14 protein-coding genes are annotated in these 17,096 nt (G+C 61.5%); 9 read left to right on the top strand and 5 right to left on the bottom strand.

Annotated features, from left to right (window positions below; translation table 11 throughout):
- Positions 1 to 15 precede the first annotated feature (15 nt).
- From CIT26_RS24140 to CIT26_RS24115, 5 genes are all read left to right on the top strand, one after another.
- On the top strand, positions 16 to 996 hold the full coding sequence (locus tag CIT26_RS24140) for an RluA family pseudouridine synthase (protein WP_095494905.1): 981 nt from the start codon (positions 16 to 18) through the stop codon (positions 994 to 996).
- A gap of 19 nt (positions 997 to 1,015) precedes the next feature.
- Positions 1,016 to 1,222: a hypothetical protein gene (locus tag CIT26_RS24135; RefSeq protein ID WP_095494904.1), complete on the top strand. Its 207-nt coding sequence runs from the start codon at positions 1,016 to 1,018 to the stop codon at positions 1,220 to 1,222.
- Complete coding sequence (locus CIT26_RS24130) at positions 1,219 to 2,136, top strand: DMT family transporter (protein ID WP_095494903.1); 918 nt, start codon at positions 1,219 to 1,221, stop codon at positions 2,134 to 2,136. The genes CIT26_RS24135 and CIT26_RS24130 overlap by 4 nt, the downstream gene beginning before the upstream one ends.
- Positions 2,137 to 2,147: 11 nt before the next feature.
- Positions 2,148 to 2,939, top strand: coding sequence for an ATP12 family chaperone protein (locus tag CIT26_RS24125; protein WP_095494923.1), 792 nt, complete (start codon positions 2,148 to 2,150; stop codon positions 2,937 to 2,939).
- Positions 2,940 to 3,217: 278 nt separating this feature from the next.
- The gene (locus CIT26_RS24115) at positions 3,218 to 5,107 is read left to right on the top strand and encodes an MFS transporter (protein ID WP_095494901.1); all 1,890 of its coding nucleotides are present in this window, start codon (positions 3,218 to 3,220) and stop codon (positions 5,105 to 5,107) included.
- A gap of 88 nt (positions 5,108 to 5,195) precedes the next feature.
- Here CIT26_RS24115 and CIT26_RS24110 read toward each other — a convergent pair whose 3' ends face one another.
- The gene (locus tag CIT26_RS24110) at positions 5,196 to 5,390 is read right to left on the bottom strand and encodes a DUF2735 domain-containing protein (RefSeq protein WP_095494900.1); all 195 of its coding nucleotides are present in this window, start codon (positions 5,388 to 5,390) and stop codon (positions 5,196 to 5,198) included.
- Positions 5,391 to 5,708: 318 nt separating this feature from the next.
- Here CIT26_RS24110 and CIT26_RS24105 point away from each other — a divergent pair, with 318 nt between their 5' ends.
- Complete coding sequence (locus tag CIT26_RS24105) at positions 5,709 to 6,749, top strand: glutamine synthetase beta-grasp domain-containing protein (RefSeq protein ID WP_095494899.1); 1,041 nt, start codon at positions 5,709 to 5,711, stop codon at positions 6,747 to 6,749.
- 171 nt (positions 6,750 to 6,920) lie between these two features.
- Here CIT26_RS24105 and glnA read toward each other — a convergent pair whose 3' ends face one another.
- The gene (glnA, locus tag CIT26_RS24100; RefSeq protein WP_095494898.1) at positions 6,921 to 8,330 is read right to left on the bottom strand and encodes a type I glutamate--ammonia ligase; all 1,410 of its coding nucleotides are present in this window, start codon (positions 8,328 to 8,330) and stop codon (positions 6,921 to 6,923) included.
- A gap of 54 nt (positions 8,331 to 8,384) precedes the next feature.
- Positions 8,385 to 8,723 carry a P-II family nitrogen regulator gene (locus CIT26_RS24095; RefSeq protein ID WP_095494897.1) on the bottom strand — a complete coding sequence of 113 codons (339 nt, stop codon included), beginning with the start codon at positions 8,721 to 8,723 and terminating at the stop codon, positions 8,385 to 8,387.
- Between the two features lie 379 nt (positions 8,724 to 9,102).
- On the opposite strand from CIT26_RS24095, the gene CIT26_RS24090 reads away from it, so the two are divergent.
- On the top strand, positions 9,103 to 10,635 hold the full coding sequence (locus CIT26_RS24090) for an NAD(P)H-hydrate dehydratase (protein ID WP_095494896.1): 1,533 nt from the start codon (positions 9,103 to 9,105) through the stop codon (positions 10,633 to 10,635).
- Positions 10,632 to 12,635 (top strand): hypothetical protein, encoded by a 2,004-nt coding sequence (locus tag CIT26_RS24085; protein WP_095494895.1) that lies wholly within the window; start codon positions 10,632 to 10,634, stop codon positions 12,633 to 12,635. The genes CIT26_RS24090 and CIT26_RS24085 overlap by 4 nt, the downstream gene beginning before the upstream one ends.
- A gap of 371 nt (positions 12,636 to 13,006) precedes the next feature.
- On the opposite strand, the gene CIT26_RS24080 is transcribed toward CIT26_RS24085, so the two are convergent.
- Positions 13,007 to 13,732: a M48 family metallopeptidase gene (locus CIT26_RS24080; protein WP_143747899.1), complete on the bottom strand. Its 726-nt coding sequence runs from the start codon at positions 13,730 to 13,732 to the stop codon at positions 13,007 to 13,009.
- Between the two features lie 8 nt (positions 13,733 to 13,740).
- A complete protein-coding gene (locus CIT26_RS24075) occupies positions 13,741 to 15,273 on the bottom strand; it encodes an acyl-CoA carboxylase subunit beta (protein ID WP_095494893.1) in 1,533 nt (510 codons plus the stop codon).
- 388 nt (positions 15,274 to 15,661) lie between these two features.
- On the opposite strand from CIT26_RS24075, the gene CIT26_RS24070 reads away from it, so the two are divergent.
- Positions 15,662 to 17,065, top strand: coding sequence for a DEAD/DEAH box helicase (locus tag CIT26_RS24070; protein WP_095494892.1), 1,404 nt, complete (start codon positions 15,662 to 15,664; stop codon positions 17,063 to 17,065).
- Positions 17,066 to 17,096 lie beyond the last annotated feature (31 nt).

Raw genomic sequence — 17,096 nt, 5'->3', positions numbered from 1 at the left:
ACGGCGATTGGAATTATGGCAGGAGTTGAACAGATCACGGTGGAGGCCGGCGAGGCGGGTATGCGGCTCGACCGCTGGTTCAAGACCCATTTTCCGGGTCTTGGCTTCGGCCATCTGCAAAAGCTGCTGCGATCCGGCCAGATCCGTGTCGACGGTGGCAGGGTGAAAGCCGATACCCGCGTCGAGCCAGGCCAGATGGTCCGCATTCCGCCGCTCGAAGTGGACAAGAAGGGCGAGAGCCCGCTCACCGGTCACTCGATCCGCAACCAGGGCGACGCCGACGTTTTGGCCAAGATGCTGATCCATGAAGATCCGAAAGTCTTCGTCTTCAACAAGCCTGCAGGCCTTGCCGTTCAGGGTGGCTCGGGTGTCACCCGCAATGTCGACGACATGCTGGAAGCCTGGCGCAACCAGAAGGGCGAGAAACCGCGTCTGGTGCACCGGCTCGACCGCGACACGTCAGGCGTGCTGGTCGTCGCCCGCACCAGGCTCGCCGCCATGAAGCTTGCCGAGGCGTTCCGGGCGCGTGAGACCAAGAAGACCTATTGGGCGCTGGTCAAGGGCGTGCCGCCGAAGCGCGAAGACAAGATCTCGACCTGGCTGATCAAGGAGCCGACGCCCGACGGCGACCGCGTGCGCGTCGCCAAGCATGGCGAAAAGGGCGCCGACCACGCGGTATCATATTACCGGATCGTCGAACAGGCGGCGCAGACCCTGTCCTGGCTGGAAATGGAACCCTATACCGGCCGAACCCACCAGCTTCGCGTCCATGCCGCTCACATCGGCTGCCCGATCATCGGCGACCCCAAATATTTCGAGGCCGACACCAATTGGGATTTTCCCGGCGGCATGCAGAACCGCTTGCACCTGCACGCGCGCCGCATCGTCATCCCGCATCCCGACAAGGGTCTTATCGACGTCACCGCACCGATGCCGCCGCATATGCGCCAGAGCTGGAACCTGATCGGCTTCGACGACGCCAGCGCCGAGGACTAAATGAGCGAGGGAGTAAACCATGGATGAGGCGTCGCTCGTTCGTCAGTTGGTGAACTGGTTGCCGTTCATCCTGATTTTCGTCGTCTGGTTCGCTTATATGCGCCGCGTTGCTACCCGGCAGGGGTCGATGGCCGAAATCGGCCGTGAGAACACTGAAGCGGTAAGGCAAAATACCGAAGTGCTGAAAGCGCTGCTCGCGAAGCTAGAAAGCCAATCGAAGCAATGACCGCAGCGACCGCAATGGATCGCCGCAGTTCCGTTGACGCTGCCGCCGCCGCCATCATGGTCGGACTGACCTTTTCCTGGGGGCTGAACTACGTCGCTGCCAAGATCTCCTATGCCGGCTACGATCCCGTTTTCCTGTCGATCGCACGGTCGGTCATTGGCGGGCTGTGCGTTCTCGTCTGGTGTCGCTGGCGCGGCATTGTGCTTTTTACCCGCGACGGAACGCTTGTCGCCGGCATTCTGGCGGGCGCGCTTTTTGGTCTCGAGTTCCTGTTTCTCTATGTCGGGCTCGAACAGACGACCGTCGCGCGCAACACCTTGCTGGTCAACACCATGCCGTTCTGGGTACTGGTCGGCGGACATTTCCTGCTGAACGAACGCATCACAGCGCGCCGGCTCGTTGGACTTCTGCTCGCATTCGCCGGATTGGTCGCGGTATTCTCCGACCAGTTGAGCGCCGATAATGGTGCGACACTGACCGGTGACCTGCTCAGTCTTGGCGCCGGCATTCTTTGGGCATTGACCTACATCGTCATCAAGCGGACGAAATTGGCGGAAACGAGCGCCGAGAAATTGCTGCTCTACCAATTGGCCGGCGCTGCCGTGGTCGGCGCCTTGGTGCTGCCTTTCGCCGGACCGCCCGTCCGCGACTTCGCCGCTTTGCCGACCTTGGCTCTGTTTTTCCAGGCGGTCTACATCGTTGCTTTCACCTATGTGCTGTGGTTCTGGCTGCTGCGGCGCTATCCGGCATCGGGCCTGTCGAGCTTCACCTTCCTGTCGCCGGTGTTCGGCGTGCTGTGCGGCGCCATCTTCTTGAACGAGCCGCTGACCATTCGTATTTTCCTGGCACTCGGCCTCATCGCAGCCGGTCTGATCATTGTGAATCGGCCGGCCCGAAAACAGATCCCCGGATGAAAGGCTCCGGCATGCGCGATATTCTCAACGACCTCGAAGCGGGAAAGCAGCTCTCCGATCCGGATCCGGTACGCCGTGCCCAGATCCAGATGAAGACGCACCTGCCGAAACGCTTCTACAAAGCCGTCTCGGTCGCACCGGCCGAAAATGGTTTTGCCGTTCATCTCGATGGCAAGCCGGTTCGCACGCCGGGCAAGGCGCTGCTGGTGCTGCCGACCGAAAAAGCGGCCGCTCTGGTCGCTGACGAGTTCGCTGCGCAAGGTGAGACCATCGACCCGGTGACAATGCCGGTCATGCGTCTGGTCAATACAGCCATCGACGGCGTCGCCAGCGACCCGCAGGCGGTACTGGAGGACGTCCTGCGCTTCGCCTCGTCCGACCTGCTCTGCTATCGCGCCGAGACCCCGCAAGGGCTGGTCGACCGTCAGAACGAACATTGGGATCCCATCATCGACTGGGCGCGGAGCGCGCTTGGCGCCCGGTTTCACCTCGCCGAAGGGGTGATCCATGTCGAGCAGCCGCGCGAGAGCATCGCGGTGCTCGGGGTTCATCTTGCCCAGCGTGCCGACCCGCTACGACTGGCGGCCATCCACGTCATGACGTCGCTGACAGGATCGGCTCTGCTGGCGCTGGCCGTCGAGTTCGGCGAGATCGACGGCGACGCCGCCTGGACTGCCGGCCATGTCGACGAGGACTGGCAGGCCGAGCACTGGGGCCATGACGCGGAGGCTGTCGCCCGCCGTGCCCACCGCAAACGCGATTTCATGGCGGCGGTCGGTCTTATCGAGGCGCTCAAGGGCTGACCGCAATCGCCGGCCCGTCGTTTCGCGTTACACATTGGAGCGACGTGCGTCCAGACGCACAAAGTACGCTCTAACACCTTGAATCTATGCATCATGCTTTCCGAAGATCGATTCCGATCTTCGGGCCGATGCATTGGACCAAAGTCATAATCCCAAAGGCGGGCTGCCTCTGGGCGGCGCTTTCTGTCATTTCTCGCGGCGATTGCTGCCCGAGTTCGTGTCTAGGCACGACACTGCGCAGCATCAAGCACAGCGAGATGTCACGGGAGGACGAATTCATGGCAATGGCAGCGACCGCCGGCAGAGTAAGCCGCGGCATGACGCGGGAAGAGAAGAAAGTCATCTTCGCTTCCTCACTCGGCACCGTTTTCGAATGGTATGATTTTTATCTCTACGGCACTTTGGCGGCCGCGATCGGCGCTGCGTTCTTCACGCAATATCCCGAAACAACGCGCAACATCTTCACGCTGCTGGCTTTCGCCGCAGGCTTCCTCGTGCGCCCGTTCGGTGCGCTGGTATTCGGCCGCATCGGCGATCTCGTCGGCCGTAAATACACCTTTCTCGTCACCATCCTGATCATGGGTCTATCGACCTTCCTGGTCGGCATACTTCCTGGCGCGGCCAGTTGGGGCATCGCGGCGCCCATCATCCTGGTTGCGCTGCGCATGCTGCAAGGCCTGGCGCTCGGTGGCGAGTATGGCGGTGCCGCGACCTACGTCGCCGAGCACGCGCCCGACGACCGTCGTGGCTTCTACACGTCGTGGATCCAGACGACGGCCACGCTCGGCCTGTTCCTGTCGCTGATCGTCATCCTGACCGTGCAGAATTCGCTGAGCAAGGAAGACTTCGCGGACTGGGGCTGGCGCATTCCGTTCCTGGTCTCAGCGATCCTGCTGGGCATTTCGGTCTGGATTCGCCTGTCGCTCGCCGAATCGCCGACATTCCAGCGGATGAAGGACGAAGGTAAGGGTTCCAAGGCGCCGCTGACGGAAGCGTTCGGCCAATGGAAGAATGCCAAGATCGCCATTCTGGCGCTTCTCGGCCTTACTGCCGGCCAGGCCGTGGTCTGGTACAACGGCCAATTCTACGCGCTGTTCTTCCTGCAGAACGTGCTCAAGGTCGATGGCCAGTCGGTCAACATCATGATCGCCATCGCGCTGGCGCTCGGCACGATCTTTTTCGTCGTGTTCGGCTGGCTCTCCGACAAGATTGGCCGCAAGCCGATCATCATGGCTGGCCTGGCGCTGGCGATCGTCACCACCTTCCCGCTGTTCAAGGCGCTGACCTGGGCAGCCAACCCGGCGCTCGCCACTGCGCAGCAAAACACCCGTGCCACGATTACCGCTGCGCCTGGCGACTGCAAGTTCCAGTTCAATCCGACCGGAACGCGCAAGCCTCTCACGTCGTGCGATATTGCGACGGATTTCCTTGCCAAGAGCTCCGTGCCTTATGACATTGTCACGACAGCGGCAGCGGGGACCGCGGCCAGTGTCAAGATCGGCAACGAAACGGTGACGTCCTATGATGCCGTGGTAGCCGCAGACAAGGCAGCTTCAAGCGACGCCGCGTTCAAGAAGGCAATCAACATTGCGTTGCAGGACGGCGGCTATCCGCTGAAGCGTGCTGCGGCCAAGGTCGCCGACCAGAAGCTTGACGCCTTTGTCGCGGCCAATCCGGAACTGAAGCTCGACGCCGCGGCAATCCGCGCCGGCGACAAGACGACGGTTGCGGCCGACCAGGCGATCAAGGACAAGCTGCTGACGGCCGATGAGGCCGCGGCGGGAGCGCCCGAGATCACCGTCTACAATGTCCCGGGAGCAGGCGCCTTTGCGATGTTTGCCGACCCTGAACAGGTCAGCTGGGCAAAGGTCATCGGCATCCTGTTCGTCCTGGTCCTTTACGTGACCATGGTCTACGGACCGATCGCCGCGATCTTGGTCGAGATGTTCCCGACACGCATCCGCTATACCGGCATGTCGTTGCCCTATCACATCGGCAATGGCTGGTTCGGCGGCCTGCTGCCAGCAACGGTGTTCGCGCTCAGCGCCTACAAGGGCGATATCTATTACGGCCTCTGGTATCCGGTGGTGATTGCGGCGATGTCGCTGATCATTGGTATGATCTTCGTCAGGGATACGCTGGGAACGAACTTGCACGCCAAGACCTGATCCTGGCCTAATAGCAAAAATGCAAAGCCCGGCGCGAGTGATCGCGCCGGGCTTTTCAATTCGTCAAAAGCGATGCGGAAGGAAGGGCTTAGCTCTTCCGGTCCTGTTTCGCCTCCTCGATGGCCGCCTCGTGATACCAGCCGCTTCCGAAATCCGTACGGTTGCGCAATGAAGCAAGCTCTGCCGCGAACTTAGCCTTTCCGCTTAAATTTGAGGCAGAAGCACGCGCTGCCACCGGGAACATCAGGATTTTGGCCGACTGACGGGTGGAAGTGATTTCCATTGTCGGTCTCCTTTCTTCCGCAGAATCTTGCCGATTCAATCTTTCCCCAAGATAGGTTCTGCAATCGCGTTAGGCAACATGATTACGAAAAGATCAGTAGTTGCCTATTATTTGTGCGAAATGTGCTTGTGATTGATCCGGACGCTTTGCGGTGACGGCGCAATGAATTTTGTCGGGATCCGGCGTCACTTCTGCCGCATCCTTTGCCGGCGAGAATGGCACACGAATTGCTTTTTAATAATCCGGCAGGTCGGCTGCAGGGTGGCTGGCACGCCGGCGCCGTCCAAGGTTCGGTGATCAAAGCAACGAGAGGCTAGAATGACGAAATACAAGCTCGAGTACATTTGGCTCGATGGATACACCCCGGTTCCCAACCTTCGCGGAAAGACGCAGATCAAGGAATATGCCGAGTTCCCGACGCTCGACCAGCTTCCGCTGTGGGGCTTCGACGGTTCTTCGACCATGCAGGCCGAAGGCCACTCGTCCGACTGCGTGCTGAAGCCGGTCGCCATCTATCCGGATCCCGCGCGCACCAATGGCGTGCTCGTCATGTGCGAAGTGATGATGCCGGACGGCGTGACGCCGCATGCATCCAACAAGCGCGCAACCATCCTCGACGACGAGGGCGCCTGGTTCGGCTTCGAGCAGGAGTATTTCTTCTACAAGGACGGCCGCCCGCTCGGCTTCCCCGAGAGCGGTTACCCGGCGCCGCAAGGCCCGTACTACACCGGCGTCGGCTACAGCAACGTCAGCAGCGTCGCCAGGCAGATCGTCGAGGAGCATCTCGACCTCTGCCTTGCCGCCGGCATCAACCATGAAGGCATCAATGCCGAGGTGGCCAAGGGCCAGTGGGAATTCCAGATCTTCGGCAAAGGCTCCAAGAAGGCCGCCGACCAGATGTGGATGGCCCGCTACCTGATGCAGCGCCTCACCGAGAAATACGGCATCGACATCGAATACCACTGCAAGCCGCTCGGCGACACCGACTGGAACGGTTCCGGCATGCACGCCAATTTCTCGACCGCTTATATGCGCGAGGTCGGCGGCAAGGACTATTTCGAGGCGCTGATGGCCGCCTTCGACAAGAATCTGATGGACCATATCGCCGTCTACGGCCCGGACAACGACAAGCGTTTGACCGGCAAGCATGAGACCGCGCCGTGGAACAGGTTCAGCTATGGCATCGCCGACCGCGGCGCCTCGATCCGCGTGCCGCATTCCTTCATCAGCAACGGCTACAAGGGTTATCTCGAGGATCGCCGCCCGAACTCGCAGGGCGACCCCTACCAGATCGCCTCGCAGATACTGAAGACGATCGCCTCCGTCCCGACCAGCGCCGAGGTTTCGGCTGCCGCTTGAACATGTAGTCACGGTGCGGACCTGAGTGTCTGCGCCGTGTCTCGCTCTCGTCGCGTCGGCGTTTTGCCAAGGGCGACTACACCAACTGCTCGATTGAGTATTTTCTCCATCCCAAACAAAACCCCGCAGGATCGCTCCGGCGGGGTTTTGTTTGTCGCCTAGCCGATCCGGTCAGACCGAATAATACATGTCGTACTCGACCGGATGCGGGGTCATTTCGAAGCGCATCACTTCGGCCATCTTGAGCTCGATATAGCTGTCGATCTGGTCGTCGTCGAACACGCCGCCAGCCTTCAGGAAGCCACGGTCCTTGTCGAGGCTCTGCAAGGCTTCGCGCAGCGAGCCGCACACGGTCGGGATTTTCTTCAGTTCCTTCGGCGGCAGGTCGTAGAGATCCTTGTCCATCGGCTGGCCGGGATGGATCTTGTTCTTGATGCCGTCGAGGCCGGCCATCAGCATGGCGGCAAAGGCGAGGTAGGGGTTCGCGCCGGGATCGGGGAAGCGGACCTCGACGCGCTTGGCCTTCGGCGACGAGCCGAACGGGATGCGGCAGGAGGCAGAGCGGTTGCGGGCCGAATAGGCGAGCAGCACCGGCGCTTCATAGCCCGGCACCAGACGCTTGTAGGAATTGGTCAGCGGGTTGGTGAACGCATTGATCGCCTTGGCGTGCTTGATGATGCCGCCGATGTAAAACAGGCAGCTCTCGGACAGGCCGGCATATTCATTGCCGGCGAAGGTCGGCTTGCCTTCCTTCCAGATCGACTGGTGGACGTGCATGCCCGAGCCGTTGTCGCCGAAGACAGGCTTCGGCATGAAGGTGGCCGTCTTGCCGTAGGCATTGGCGACCTGGTGCACGACGTACTTGTAGATCAGCATCTTGTCGGCGTTGCGGACCAGAGTGTCGAACTTGATGCCGAGTTCGTGCTGGGCAGCGGCCACTTCGTGGTGATGCTTTTCGACCCGCACGCCCATTTCGGCGAGCACGGTCAGCATCTCCGAGCGCATGTCCTGCGCCGAGTCGATCGGCGGCACCGGGAAATAGCCGCCCTTGATGCGCGGACGGTGACCGAGGTTGCCGGTCTCATAGTCGGTGTCGTCGTTGGACGGCAATTCGGTGGAGTCGAGCTTGAAGCCGGTGTTGTACGGGTCGGCCTTGTACTTGACGTCATCGAACACGAAGAACTCGGCTTCCGGGCCGACGAAGATCTGATCGCCGATGCCTTCCGCCTTCATGTAGGCTTCGGCCTTCTTGGCGGTGCCGCGCGGGTCGCGGTTGTAGGATTCTCCGGAGATCGGATCGAGGATATCGCACAGGATGACCATGGTCGACTGCGCGAAGAACGGGTCCATATGCACCGTCTCGGTATCGGGCATCAGCACCATGTCGGACTCGTTGATCGCCTTCCAGCCGGCGATGGAGGACCCATCGAACATGACGCCGTCGGCAAACATGTCTTCCTCGACCTCGACGACATCCATCGTCACGTGCTGCAGCTTGCCCTTCGGATCGGTGAAGCGCAGATCAACGAATTTAACGTCGTTGTCCTTGATCTGCTTCATGATGTCTTTGGCTGTCGTCATGTCATGTATCCCTGTCTGATGACGTTTCGAGGAGATGATCTGAAATCAGAAAGCTCAGACCGCGTCCATCCCTGTTTCGCCGGTGCGGATGCGCACGACTTCCTCGATGTTGGAGACGAAGATCTTGCCGTCGCCGATGCGGCCGGTCTGGGCCGCCTTGCGAATGGCTTCGATCGCGCCTTCGACCGCCTCGTCGCCGAGCACGACCTCGATTTTCACCTTGGGCAGAAAATCCACGACATATTCAGCGCCGCGATAGAGTTCGGTATGGCCCTTCTGGCGGCCAAAACCCTTGGCCTCCGTAACGGTGATGCCTTGCAGCCCGGCCTCCTGAAGCGCTTCCTTCACTTCGTCTAGCTTGAACGGCTTGATGATCGCTTCGATCTTTTTCATGTAAAAAGTGGCCTCCACTGCCAAAAAGACGGGTTGTGAGCCCCGCTTGCGCCTCCTTCAAGCACGAATTGTGCCAATTTGAGGGGATTTGAAGCGGTATCACGCGATTTCGATGCCATGCCGCGTTGGGGGGTAAATTCGCGTCATTCGCTGCGTTGGATGCGTCATGGATACTGGGAACCTACACATTGTCGGCGCTTTCGTCCGCACAATAATTGGGCAGACAGAGCATTTCGTGAGCATTTGTGCTTCGACGAAGCCATTGTCCCCAACGATGTGCTTATGGATCGTGCCACCTCATCACCGTTTGCTTCGAACCGAAAACTGGACAATGTTTTGACCACAAGGATCGGGCTTGAGCCAATGCGGATCGGCATCCATGAACAATGAAATTTTGTCTCCGGCCGAAATGGCTGAGGCCGACCGGTTGACGATCTCCGCCGGACCTCTCGACGGCATTGGCCTGATGCGCAATGCAGGTGCCGCGGTCGCTGCGGTGGTGCTCGCCCATTTTCCGGCTGCCAGGCGCGTCCACGTGTTGTGCGGGCCGGGCAACAATGGCGGCGACGGATATGTCGTCGCCCGCATTCTTCAGGACAGCGCCATCGACGTCTTGATGTGGGCATCCGGCTCGCCCAAAGCCGGCAGCGACGCGGCGCTCGCCGCTTCGGAATGCCCCGTCAGGCCTCGGCCGCTGTCGGAATTTGCCGCCGAGACAGGGGCGATCTTGGTCGATGCGCTTTATGGGGCAGGGCTGTCCAAGCCGCTATCCGGCGATGCCGCCAGATCGGTCGAGGTTGCGACAGAACTGAACCTGCCCGTCGTTGCGGTCGATCTGCCCTCAGGCGTGTCAGGCGAGAGCGGCCAGATTCTCGGCCAGGCATTCCGCGCCCAAGTCACGGTGACGTTCGCGCGAAAAAAGCCCGGCCATCTGCTGTTGCCTGGGCGCGAGATGTGCGGCGAGCTGGTGCTTGCCGACATCGGCATCGGCGATAGGATCATTGCGCAGCTTGAACCGCGGACCTTCGAGAATACCCCGCCGCTTTGGTTAGAAAGTTTCCCGATTCCAGCCGTCGACACCCATAAATACAGGCGCGGCCATGTCGGCGTTTTTTCGGGTGGGCCATCGGCGACGGGTGCGGCACGGCTGTCGGCGCTTGCCGCGGCCAGGAGCGGGGCAGGGGCGGTGACCGTGCTGTCGCCGGGGAACGGGCTGCAGGTGAATGCCGCGCATCTGACTTCGATCATGTTGCGCAAGGCCGACAGCATCGCGGATGTACAGGAATTCATCGGCGACCGCCGGCCGTCGGCTTTTGTCCTCGGACCCGGATTTGGCGTCGGCGAAAAAACATGCGATTTTGCCCTCGGCGTACTGGCCGCCGGACAACAGCGAGACGGCAGGGTCGACGGGCTGGTGCTCGATGCCGATGGCATCACCGCGTTTCGCGATACGTCCAACGTTTTGTTCGAAGCCGCCCGCCGCCCGAACGCGCCGGCGCTGGTGCTGACGCCGCATGAGGGCGAATTCGCCAGGCTGTTTCCGGACATCGCCGGAGACAAGAACCTGTCCAAGCTGGCCAAGGCGCGCATTGCCGCCGAGCGCGCCGGCGCCATCGTCGTCTATAAGGGCGCGGACACGGTGATCGCGACAGCCGATGGCAGGGCGGCGATCAACGGTAACGGCGCGCCATGGCTGGCCACCGCCGGTTCGGGTGACGTGCTGTCGGGCATCATTGCCGGATTCCTGGCGCAAGGCATGCCGGCTTTCGAAGCCGCCTGCGCGGCGGTCTGGATCCATGCCGAGGCCGGCAGCCGTTTCGGGCCTGGGCTGATCGCCGAAGACTTGCCGCTGGCGCTGGTGCCGGTGCTGCGCGAGGTTACCGAAAATCGCAACGGGATGACCGCTGAATGAACCATCGGCTCGCCTTGATCGCTGTGATTTTCGCCAACCTTTTCTTAGCCAACCTCGCGCGTGCCGAAGGTCCGGTGATGATCGTCGACGATCCGGCCTTGCTCGCCGCCCTCGACGCCAAGGGTTTTGGCTTCGCCGGCATTTTCGGCGTCGATGGCAAGGGCGACCTGAAGGCGCTCTATGATAAGGCGCCTGCCTATCACCAGATCGTCGAAACGGTTGCCGGCGATGTCGCCGCGCTGCGGGCCGAGATGAAGGCTGGCGGGCGGCCGCTCTACGAAGTTACCGACGGCAATGTCGGCCGCATCATGGACATGCGTTGGCTGAAGACCGACGCCGCCCGTTTCCGGCTGGTCGGCGTCGTCAACCGGCTCGATAAGCGCGATTTCGCCGAGATGCGCGGCGACGGAAGCTGCGGCGAGGTGCGTTTCATCTATCGCCTTGCCTACAGTTTCAAGAAAAAAGGCAAGGTTCTGGCCTCGCGCCTGCCGTTCAACTTCAATGCCATCTACAGCGCCGCGCCGGACGCCGACGGCGGCTGCGTCGGCGTTGCCGGGCGCTGGACGCCGCAGCTCGACGAGACCGTCGATACCGGCTGGCTCATCGGCGGGCCGCTGGAGAAGGCCGGGCTGAGCTTCAAGCAGCTCGAGCTCAACGCCCAGGTGGTGCGCTTCCCCTCCGGCCAAGAGACCGAATTCGGCGGGCAGGCCGCCTATCTCATGCGGATTTTCGGTATCGATGGAGAGATGGTCAGCGAAAAGCCGCTGGAAAACACGCTGGATGTGGCGCTGCTCTCGGAAGACGCCGCTCTGAAAGCAAAACTTGCCGACTATATCAGCGCCAATCTCGCGGCGATCGATCTCGGTGTCTACGAAATCCCGCATGAATTCCTGGCGAATAAAGTCATCTCGTGGTCGACTGTCGGCAGCACAAGGCAGGCCAATCACCCGTTCAGGCCGCTGTTCCAGCCCGCGGATTTTTCTGCGCTCGACTATTCCGCGCTGAAGCTGGTGCGCACGCCGGAAGCGCTGGTCGAGCGGCTGGATAATGGCGCCTGCCAGGGTTGTCATCAGGCGGGTTCGAGCGCCGGTTTCCATTTCATCGGCCTCGACGACAAGACCACGTCGCCGCTGAACCGCATCGAGGTCGGTATCTCGCCGCATCTTCACGCCGAGATGCCGCGGCGCGAAGCGTGGCTGCGCGCGACCGTCGAGGGCAAGGAGCCGAACCGCCTCCGCCCGCTGTCCTTCGCGCCGCCGGCCGCATGGAAGGACGCCGGCGAGGTCGCCTATCTGCCGGCCGAGGTGGCGATGCCGTGTCTGATGCCGGAGGATGCGGCCCGCTTCGGCACGACTTGGCAATGCGGCGGCGGTACCGTCTGCACGGCGCTGGCGAGCGCATCGGGCGTACGGACGAAACTGGCGCAATGCCTATTGCCCAAGGACAGCGGAAAGATGTTTTCCGGCCATCCATGTCTGACCGGCTCTATCGCCAGCAACCCGGCGCAGCCTTTCAATGACCGCTACAGCATATCAGGCCAGTTCGCGGCCTTCGCCACCGATATTTCGCGCACCGCCTACACTTGCCGGCCGCCGAAGATCGGCGTGCCGGCCGGCATCGCCTATCGCGGCTGCGATGACAAGGATCGTGCCTTTGCCGGCTTCAAGCCGGGCAAGCCGATGCCGAACGAGATCTGCGGGCTCGTCGGCGGGAAAAAATTCGACATTTGCGTGGCGACCAACAATTTCGACCAGTGCCTCGGCGGCGCCGTTAATCGCGGCAACCGGCCGGCCTGCTCGGCCGATCATTTCTGCCGCGAGGATTATATGTGCCAGTCGCTGCCGCCCGATACGCCTGGTATCGGCAAGGTGAAAGGTATCGGCTTTTGCTCGCCGACCTATTTTATCTTCCAGATGCGCATCGACAATCATGCCACGCCGTGGTCGGGCGCCGTCCGCGCGACGATGGGCGCGGGGTTCGGCGCGGCGGAAGCGGAGTGACCGGTACCTCGTCGCAAAAATCCAAAGGGATCGCCTATCGATCGAGATAATCGGCGATTTTCGATGTCCATTCACTGTCGAAATGGCGAACTCGCTCTGCGACCATTTCATTGCTCAGCAGGCTCGACAGGGCAGGAACCAAAACCGGCTCTATCGATGGAACGGAGCTATATCCAAGCGCAGTCAGACGTTCCGACCATGGTGGATGGTCCGCCTTCTCGTCATCGGGGGCGTCCCAGGCCTTCAGTGCATATTCTTGCAGAAGGCTCGTTCTCGACAAGTCGCTGCACACCGCCAGAACTCTATTAAGCGGCGGGCGAGGCGGTGCCATCGCGCCAAGCAACTCACGCTTTAGCGGATTGTAGACCTGGTCATTGAAGAACTTGTCGGCCGCTGCGCAGGGCGCGTGCTGCTTCGTACGAATCGCCTGACATTGCCGCATGACGATCGGCATCGATTTCCGCTCGTCGCGATAGCCGTATTCCTTCACGTTCCAGAGAGTACGACAGCGGAGCCAGTATCCAGTAAAACAGACTGCCGGAAACGGTCTTTCCGGGAGGAGCATATTCGAAGATCAAATCGAAACTTTTGTCGAGCTCGGCGAGATTGAGGCCGCCGTTTGTATCCCTGTTTTTCAGATGAGCGTTTTCGTGAGCAAGGATCGCCGAAAATGCCTTTTCGTCGGTCACGGCAAGCAACGGGATACCGACGGTCAAGATCGCTCGACGGCCGAGCAGACCCAGAAACGGGCGCTCTTCCCCAATGCTGGCGTTCAGGTCACTGCTCAGCACAATCGTCGTCCGGCTGGCGCGATGTTTGCCGGCAACACTTTCCCACACTGCCCACAGTTTTGGGGCCGATTCCCGAGTAATCCCTTCCACCCTGCTAGGCCGAAAACCGGCAAACAATGCTCCAATTAACAGAACGAAAGCCAGCATTGTAGCCGGTACGGCAATAACACCGCCCGCGATAACCGCGAGCGGACGCCGGTCAAGGAGCAGCAGCCAGAGGAGCACTGGGCAGAAAAGCGGCAGAACGAAAAGCAGGACGGCAAATCTGCCGAAGTGCTCTCCCGTGTAGAGGACCAGGCGCGACATCAGCGATGTCACAGCGGGATGTTGTCGTGCTTCTTCCAGGGGTTTTGCATATTCTTGTTGCGCAGCATGCGGAGCGCACGCGCAATGCGGCGGCGGGTCGAATGCGGCATGATCACCTCATCGACATAGCCGCGCTCGGCGGCGACGAAGGGCGACAGGAAGCGATCCTCGTAAGCCTTTGTGTGCGCTGCGATCTTCTCCGCATCGCCGATGTCCTTGCGATAGATGATCTCGACCGCGCCCCTAGCGCCCATCACCGCGATCTGCGCCGTCGGCCAGGCATAGTTCATGTCGCCGCGCAGATGCTTTGAGGCCATCACGTCATAAGCGCCGCCATAGGCTTTTCGGGTGATGACGGTGATCTTCGGGACGGTCGCTTCGGCATAGGCGAACAAGAGCTTGGCGCCGTGCTTGATCAGCCCGCCATATTCCTGCGCGGTGCCGGGCAGAAAGCCTGGAACGTCGACGAAGGTGACGATCGGAATCGAAAAACAGTCGCAGAAGCGTACGAACCGCGCCGCCTTGCGGCTGGCGTCCGAATCGAGCACGCCGGCCAGCACCATCGGCTGGTTGGCGACGAAGCCGACCGTGCGGCCCTCGACACGGCCGAAGCCGGTGACGATGTTTTTCGCAAAATTCTGCTGGATCTCGAAGAAGTCACCCTCATCGGCAACTTTAAGGATCAACTCCTTGATGTCGTAGGGTTTATTGGCGTTGTCGGGGATCAGTCGGTCGAGCGACAGATCGTGATCGGTGACCGAATGGTAGCATTCGATCTCGGGGATATCAGCCGTATTGGAGGCAGGCAGCAGATCGACCAGCCGGCGCATCTGCAGCAACGCCTCGACGTCATTGTCGTAGGCGCCATCGGCGATCGAGGACTTGGTCGTGTGGACGAAGGCGCCGCCGAGGCTCTCGGCAGTCACCGTTTCGTTGGTGACCGTCTTCACCACGTCCGGCCCGGTGACGAACATGTAGGAGGTGTCGCGCACCATGAAGATGAAGTCAGTCATCGCCGGCGAATAGACGTCGCCGCCGGCGCAAGGGCCCATGATTAGTGAAATCTGCGGGATGACGCCGGAGGCGAGCACATTGCGCTGGAAGATCTCGGCATAGCCGCCAAGTGCTGCCACGCCTTCCTGGATGCGGGCGCCGCCGGCGTCGTAGAGGCCGATGATCGGTGCGCGGTTGCGCAGCGCCATCTCCTGCACCTTGACCACCTTTTCGGCGTGGGCCTCGGACAGGGAGCCGCCGAACACGGTAAAGTCCTTGGCGAAGACATAGACCGGGCGGCCATTGACGGTGCCCCAACCGGTGACGACGCCGTCGCCGGCGATCTTGGTCTTCTCCATGCCGAAATCGGTCGAGCGATGCTCGACATACATGTCGAACTCCTCGAACGAGCCCTCGTCGAGAAAGACGTCGATGCGTTCGCGCGCGGTGAGCTTGCCCTTTTTGTGCTGAGCATCGATACGAGCCTGGCCACCGCCCATGCGCGCCATATCGCGGCGGCGCTCGAGTTCCTTCAGCACGTCCTTCATCGGTCGATCCCCAAAACGGAAGCTGACTTGTGGTAATCATGGCGGCAGGGGAGCGCAAGCGCCGCTTCGCCATGGCTTTCGCTGCACTGCAACATGACGCCGCTTGCATTTCGCAACGAACTGGGCCATATGCGGCGACATAGGCGCTTGGGCCGGGACTATCCGGCCTTCTCGACGAATGAGACTGGTTGCGTCTGTTTTCCCTCTTTCCGACATATCGGCAAGGCGGCGAAAAAGCCCCGTGGCATGATGCCTGCGGGCACGACAGCGCAGCCGTGCGGACGATAACGTCCGCCGCCTTGTCGTTTCATGACAGTTTTTTCGACGGCAGGTTGCGCCCTGCCGCCATCGATGTTTGCGGCCAGGAGCCGCGTGAAAGAAGAATATTTTGACCAACGAAAACACTTTGACCGGCAAGGACACTGGGGGACTTTCGGGTTTCGCAGCACTTGGAATTACGGGCGCGCTGCTCAAGGCCACCCATGGCGCCGGCTTCACCGATCCGAAACCGATCCAGGCGCAGGCGATCCCGCCGCAGCTGGAAGGCCGTGACATTTTCGGCATCGCCCAAACCGGTTCCGGCAAGACCGCGGCGTTCGCGCTGCCGATCCTGTCGAAGATCATCGCGCTCGGCACCAAGCGCCGGCCGAAGACCGCTCGCGCGCTGATCCTGGCGCCGACGCGCGAACTCGCCGTGCAGATCGAAGAGATGATCAAGCTGCTCGCCAAGGGCGCGCATGTCTCGACAGCACTCGTGCTTGGCGGCGTCTCGCGCTTCAGCCAGGTAAAGAAGATTGCTCCCGGCGTCGACATTTTGATTGCTACGCCCGGCCGGCTGACCGACCTGGTGCGTGAGGGCGATCTCGTGCTGGCCGACACCAAATGGCTGGTGCTGGACGAGGGCGACCGCATGCTCGACATGGGCTTCATCAACGACGTCAAGCGCATCGCCAGGGCGACCGCGCCGGACCGTCAGACGGTGCTGTTCTCGGCAACCATGCCGGCCGAAATCGCCGAACTGGCAAAGGGCCTGCTGAAGAACCCGATCCGCGTCGAAGTGGCGCCTCACAGCACTGCGGCGGCCGAGATCGTGCAGGGCGTCGTCTTTGCCCGTACCAAGCAGAAGCGCCAGGTGTTGTCGACGATGCTCGCCGACGAGGCAATGAAGTCGGTCATCATCTTTTCGCGCACCAAGCATGGCGCCGACAGGGTGACCAAGGACCTCGAGCGCGACGGCTTCAAGGCCGCCGTCATCCACGGCAACAAGTCGCAGAACGCCCGCCAGAAGGCGCTGAACGATTTCCGCGAGGGTTCGGTGCGCATTCTTGTGGCGACCGATATCGCGGCGCGCGGCATCGACGTGCCCGGCATCAGCCATGTGGTGAATTTCGACCTGCCGGACGAGGCGGAGAGCTATGTCCACCGCATCGGCCGCACCGGTCGTAACGGCATGGACGGCATCGCCATCACGCTTTGCGACCCGTCCGAGAACAGCAAGCTGCGCCAGGTCGAGCGCATCATCCGCACCAAGCTGCCGATCGTTGCCGACCATCTCGGCAGCCCCGATCCGCAGCGCAATCCCGCCGAAAAGAACGAGCGCAGCTTCGAGCCGGCCAACGACCGCAATGGCCGTCGCGACGGCAGGCGTCCCGGTGGCCAGAACAACGGCTTCGGCAAGAAGCGCTTCGGCGAGGCCTTCGCCGGCGAGCGTAAGCCGGAAGGCGCCAAGCCCTTCAAGGGCAACAACAAGCGTCGTTTCGGCGGCAAACGGCCAGCGGCGCGGGCTGCGTAATCAGATAGTGCATCCGGCCGAGCCTGTCGGG

Origin of the sequence: Mesorhizobium temperatum, from assembly GCF_002284575.1 — a bacterium.
Classification (GTDB): domain Bacteria; phylum Pseudomonadota; class Alphaproteobacteria; order Rhizobiales; family Rhizobiaceae; genus Mesorhizobium; species Mesorhizobium temperatum.
The sequence above is the reverse complement of the archived record's forward strand: the minus strand, read 5'-3'. Positions and strand labels throughout refer to the sequence as shown.

What these genes read in the sequence shown, in the direction of transcription:
- CIT26_RS24140 (WP_095494905.1), top strand. Translation starts at nt 16, where the DNA reads ATGGCAGGAGTTGAACAGATCACGGTGGAGGCCGGCGAGGCGGGTATG.
- CIT26_RS24135 (WP_095494904.1), top strand. Translation starts at nt 1,016, where the DNA reads ATGGATGAGGCGTCGCTCGTTCGTCAGTTGGTGAACTGGTTGCCGTTC.
- CIT26_RS24130 (WP_095494903.1), top strand. Translation starts at nt 1,219, where the DNA reads ATGACCGCAGCGACCGCAATGGATCGCCGCAGTTCCGTTGACGCTGCC.
- CIT26_RS24125 (WP_095494923.1), top strand. Translation starts at nt 2,148, where the DNA reads ATGCGCGATATTCTCAACGACCTCGAAGCGGGAAAGCAGCTCTCCGAT.
- CIT26_RS24115 (WP_095494901.1), top strand. Translation starts at nt 3,218, where the DNA reads ATGGCAATGGCAGCGACCGCCGGCAGAGTAAGCCGCGGCATGACGCGG.
- CIT26_RS24110 (WP_095494900.1), bottom strand. Translation starts at nt 5,390, where the DNA reads ATGGAAATCACTTCCACCCGTCAGTCGGCCAAAATCCTGATGTTCCCG.
- CIT26_RS24105 (WP_095494899.1), top strand. Translation starts at nt 5,709, where the DNA reads ATGACGAAATACAAGCTCGAGTACATTTGGCTCGATGGATACACCCCG.
- glnA (WP_095494898.1), bottom strand. Translation starts at nt 8,330, where the DNA reads ATGACGACAGCCAAAGACATCATGAAGCAGATCAAGGACAACGACGTT.
- CIT26_RS24095 (WP_095494897.1), bottom strand. Translation starts at nt 8,723, where the DNA reads ATGAAAAAGATCGAAGCGATCATCAAGCCGTTCAAGCTAGACGAAGTG.
- CIT26_RS24090 (WP_095494896.1), top strand. Translation starts at nt 9,103, where the DNA reads ATGAACAATGAAATTTTGTCTCCGGCCGAAATGGCTGAGGCCGACCGG.
- CIT26_RS24085 (WP_095494895.1), top strand. Translation starts at nt 10,632, where the DNA reads ATGAACCATCGGCTCGCCTTGATCGCTGTGATTTTCGCCAACCTTTTC.
- CIT26_RS24080 (WP_143747899.1), bottom strand. Translation starts at nt 13,732, where the DNA reads ATGTCGCGCCTGGTCCTCTACACGGGAGAGCACTTCGGCAGATTTGCC.
- CIT26_RS24075 (WP_095494893.1), bottom strand. Translation starts at nt 15,273, where the DNA reads ATGAAGGACGTGCTGAAGGAACTCGAGCGCCGCCGCGATATGGCGCGC.